Annotated in this window: 3 protein-coding genes; 1 reads left to right on the top strand and 2 read right to left on the bottom strand. The window is 56.6% G+C overall.

All coding sequences use genetic code 11. The features are described 5' to 3' along the window. Nucleotides 1-615 precede the first annotated feature (615 nt). Nucleotides 616-1,176: a hypothetical protein gene (locus tag H5U08_RS14665; protein WP_297034635.1), complete on the top strand. Its 561-nt coding sequence runs from the start codon at nucleotides 616-618 to the stop codon at nucleotides 1,174-1,176. A 21-nt stretch (nucleotides 1,177-1,197) separates the two neighbouring features. Here the strand turns inward: H5U08_RS14665 and H5U08_RS14670 are convergent, their stop codons facing one another. Next, nucleotides 1,198-2,001: a hypothetical protein gene (locus H5U08_RS14670; protein ID WP_297034638.1), complete on the bottom strand. Its 804-nt coding sequence runs from the start codon at nucleotides 1,999-2,001 to the stop codon at nucleotides 1,198-1,200. A gap of 272 nt (nucleotides 2,002-2,273) precedes the next feature. Beyond that, a partial coding sequence (locus tag H5U08_RS14675) for a hypothetical protein (protein WP_297034641.1) occupies nucleotides 2,274-2,867 on the bottom strand: 594 nt, incomplete at its 5' end.

A 2,867-nucleotide genomic window follows, 5' to 3' on the forward strand; every position in this document is an offset into this window, starting at 1 on the left:
AACCTTCTCCAGCCCGTCTTTGACCCCAGCAAGGAGGTCAAATTCTCCAGAGGAATTTGACCCATTTGCGACACCGACCTGTCCCGTCAAAGGAGGGGCCGCCGGCTTGGCGGAGGCCCCGTGGTTGAACAAAGGAGCCTCAGAGAGAGGGCCCGACCGGCCGCTATCCGCCGAAAACGAGGTACTCCGACACCCGGCAAACAAAGCGATTACCAGGCAAAATGTTATCGGACGAACGAGTTGGAATCCAACCCGAATCATGACTGGATTCTCCATACGATCCTGGACGCATGCGCGGACGGCCTCTCCGCGTTGTGCGTGAAACCGGTCCATCGCCTAAAATCGGCAAAATCGGCAGATAAGTTGAATCGGATTTGTTCAGCGAGACAAGATGCGATGACTTTAACAGGGTGACGTCGCTTAAATGGCAAAATGTAAGCGTTTTCGACCGTCGGGCACTTTTTCCCACCTGGAATTAGATGGGAATCGGCAGGAAGGCTTGCCGATAAATCCTGTAGCGGCACGACGTCCGTCATTTTCGTCATTTTGCTGTTCGCTGCTACCGAACAAGCAGGCAACGCCGGGCCGTAGGCTGCAAATGGCACGAGGTGATCCATGAAAACTCTGTGGTGGTTAGTGATATCGGCAGGCTTGGTGATTGGGATAGGCAATCCGCTCTGGGCAGGGGGTGGTTTATTGCACAGTATCGGTGTTGACACAGCACGCAACAATTGCTGGCCGGACGCCTTTGTGCCGTCGGACCGGGCGAGTGTGCGGATGCCTTTTGTCACGATGGTGGCCAACGGCTGGATGAAGCAAAACCTGATTGCGGACCATTTATTCGACGAGTCGGGCCAGTCGCTGACCGAGGCTGGCCGTCGAAAGGTGCAGTGGATTGTGACCCAAGCACCTCTCCGGCATCGCACAATCTACGTCAAGAAGACGTTGACAGAAGACGTCAACCAGGCACGGATCAACGCCGTCCTGGCGGCGGCGAAACAGGTTATCCCACCGGACCAGAAAGTGGATATCCGTTTGACCGATGTCGAGGCCCCGGGCTGGCCGGCCGAGTACGTGGACCACGTAGAACGGTCATACTACAAGACCATGCCCGAACCGCGCTTACCGCCGAGAAGTTCTTCGGAGACGGAAAGCAGCGGTTCATCGTCGAACTGAGCGCTGCACAGTTCGACCGGTTTATCGAGGACGACGAACCGAATGGGGCTCGGTCAAACTATTCTGGGATGCAAATCCCTCACGGCCGACTCCCAGATTGATAGCTTCCATTTGCCGTCGCAAGGAAGGGCAGCCCTCAATGAGTCCCGCAATGTGGTGTCCATCACAATCCGGGCCGAGGGTGTCCACAATAATCTGATGTACTTCCCAGTCGTCCTCGTTCACCAGCACGAGTCGAATGTCGCGACGATCGAGTTTCTCCGGGACCGGGATCCAGTGAACACGAAATCGATCGGGATGCATATAGATATACTTTGTTGGATGCTGTCGGTCCTCAGCACTTCGAAGCTTCTCGTTGAGGCGGTGGAGCGTCTTGGTGAGAACGAGTTCGCCGTAAAGAACCGCAGAGCTTAGCATGGCCGGCGTGCCATCCTGAGTGCGGTAGCCGACATAGTCGGCTGGTTCGGGAAGACGCCGTGCTTCTTTGACGAGCCGATCTACCAGGAACCGATCCACAAACGGGCAGACTGTCTCGAATCGCACAAATTTTTCGCAGGGATAGGCTTCGAGAGCTTTTGCCCAGAGGGATAAAACATCCTCCGCTTCAGCGGCAAAGACAGGAACGTCCAAGGGAACGAGGTCTTTGACAAAGTCGTTGGCTGGATCGGCCGTCGTCACAACGATGACGCCGTCAAGCTGCTGGCAATCCGTCGCACGGCGTGAAACCCATTCCAGAACCGACTTGCCCTGCAATCGGCCGGCGGCCCGGCGACGCTCCTTGTCGGTACGAAAACAGGCATCAACGATTCCCAAAGTTTGAATCATTCGGCCCAACCTCCTTTCTTGGGCGGCGATCCATGCGGAATCCGCGGAATCCTGCATCAGCCGCCAATATACCACGCGACGATGACAAACGTCAACTATCCGCCGACGATGAATAAAAGTCCGCAGGCACGTTTCCGGTTGTAGGGAAAATGTTTCGGCGCCGCTCCGCGAGCCCGTTCGCACTCACCAGCCCATCCAAAGGGACGGCTCCTCGGTCAACAACGAAGCGAGGAGAGCGCCGCTGCAATCTCTGGATTTCGGCGAGAACTTTTCTATTTGCGCGAACCCTGAACAGCCTTTTCTCTCGGGGAAGGTGTGCCGCCTTCCGTTTGCTTCGCCGCTTGCGTTCTCATCCATTGTTCAATCCGACGCCGGAACTCTTCGGGGTCATCTTCAGGGCGGCGCTGGGGAGGGGTGCTCTGGTCTGAGTGTGCTGACGCATTCACGGCTTGGGGAGGCTTCTGCAAACCCTCGGGTGTGCGAGTTCCACCGACGTGAAAACTTATCCACATGAGCAAGCCACCAGCGGCCAGACTCACAACCAGGACGGCCACGATTGGCAAAAGGTTGCTTTTCGCAAACACAGAAAAAATAGGCCAAGTTTTGGACTTCGGTGCAGAACCGGAGGAGATATGGTCAACAGGGGTGGCAGTGGCGACCTGGTTTGCCGCAGGATCTTGACCCTGCCTGATGACTGTCGAGGGAATGGAAGGTTCCTCAGATTCGATCGGAGTGGCAACCGGCAACGCCTTTGCCCGGACCAGTCCCGAAGACGCTATGTCCAGGCAGACTTTCAATGAGCGCGCCAGTTCTTCCGCCGTCTGGAACCGCTCGCCCGGCAGTTTGGCGAGGCATTTCCGGTAGAG

The sequence above is a fragment of the Thermogutta sp. genome (assembly GCF_014359955.1).
Taxonomy (GTDB): domain Bacteria; phylum Planctomycetota; class Planctomycetia; order Pirellulales; family Thermoguttaceae; genus Thermogutta.